General features: G+C 37.6%; 2 protein-coding genes. One reads left to right on the top strand and one right to left on the bottom strand.

Annotated elements, in window-relative coordinates; genetic code table 11:
* The first annotated feature begins 257 nt into the window (after positions 1-257).
* Positions 258-1,259 (top strand): hypothetical protein, encoded by a 1,002-nt coding sequence (locus tag F6K53_RS42300; protein WP_075896393.1) that lies wholly within the window; start codon positions 258-260, stop codon positions 1,257-1,259.
* 37 nt (positions 1,260-1,296) lie between these two features.
* Here F6K53_RS42300 and F6K53_RS42305 read toward each other — a convergent pair.
* On the bottom strand, positions 1,297-1,438 hold a 142-nt coding region (locus F6K53_RS42305; protein WP_293086499.1), incomplete at its 5' end, for a DUF433 domain-containing protein.

Genomic DNA, 1,438 nt, shown 5'->3' on the forward strand with positions numbered 1-1,438 from the left:
TATGAAATGTGATTTAAGAGGTTGTCTGAGAAGTCTCATTTGCTACATCCAAGCCCCCTAAATCCCCCAATTCTGGGGGACTTTTACAAGCAAATGGACTCTTGTTCCCCCCAAAGTTGGGGGGTTAGGGGGGCAAAATTCAGTATAAAAAAACTTTTCAGATATCCTCTAAGAGTTCATAGCTAAGGCAACTCGATCAGGGCAACGAGTTGCTTGTCATCAATCAATGTAAAAACTAAATTTATTAAATTGTAACTATGAGTATTAAAGCTTGGCCTTTTTTAGTAAGCCGTAACCGCTATCTTGACTACAGAACAGTTGTCGCTCCTGATTTCATCTGTGATGCTAAGATTGCTAACTTACTGGCGAGAGTAACGGATGGAGATTTAACCGAACCAGGAAAAGGATTTATCAAGCAAATTTATGGAACAGAAGCCGGAAACTTTACCATAGTCTTTAGAATCATCCAAGCCACCGAAAAAGACCTTAACTCTAAAGAAGGAGATGATATCCTAAAAGATGAATTTGGTAGAAAAATTTATCTAATTGAGGGGGTGGTTATTCAGGGTATTAAGAGCAAAAACCAGGTTTCTATTTCCAATCAAAACCTTGAGGATGTTCATCAGCGACTGACAGAAGGTTACACAGAATTTTGGGAGCATATTGACCCCCATCCAGCCATTCCTTCCAGTATGCTTTCCTTAAGTAGTATGGATGATTCGAGTAGTCCTTTACTACTCGAAGAATTAAAACCATTCCAGGTTAACTCTAAACCTCAAAAGTCAGAGATTGAGCAAAAGGAAGATAATCCGATCATACCTAGGCAATCCCTAATTAATTTTAGAGTTATTATATTAATCGCCCTAGGAATCCTGGGGATGTCTTTTTTTACTGTAATTGTAACATCTATCTGGGGAATAAATAAAGAGGTATATCACTGTACTACTAGTGAGGAAATGCCGATAAAATTTGAGAGTAAAAATAACATCAGTGATGTTCTCAAGAAGCATCAAAAAAAGTATCGGAAGGCAACAATACTCCTTGAGGGTTCTTTTAAAGTCAAATCCAGTAAACAATGGCAATTTTTGACAAGGAGAAAAAAACTCGATAAATCTAACTATACGATTAACTTCAATCGAGATAAATTACAGCTACAAGATTATCCTCTTGACTTAGCAATCGATCAACTTGCCAAACAGCAAGTTGTTGAAGACACTATTATCAAGGCAAAAATTATAAACAGAAAGGAGTGTAACTAAAGTTGCAATCCCAGGAAATGTGCGTCTACCCAAATTGTCATGGAACTAGCACCGGATGATTAAGTTTACGTGAGGCATATAAAAGTGCTGCCTGCAAATCATTTGCCTCTAAATCAGGCATTTCTTCTAAGATTTGCTCAGCAGTAAGTCCAGCCGCAAACAAATCCAGTACATCGGAT

Source organism: Moorena sp. SIO4A1 (assembly GCF_010672065.1).
Classification (GTDB): Bacteria; Cyanobacteriota; Cyanobacteriia; order Cyanobacteriales; family Coleofasciculaceae; genus Moorena.

What these genes read in the sequence shown, in the direction of transcription:
- F6K53_RS42300 (WP_075896393.1), top strand. Translation starts at nt 258, where the DNA reads ATGAGTATTAAAGCTTGGCCTTTTTTAGTAAGCCGTAACCGCTATCTT.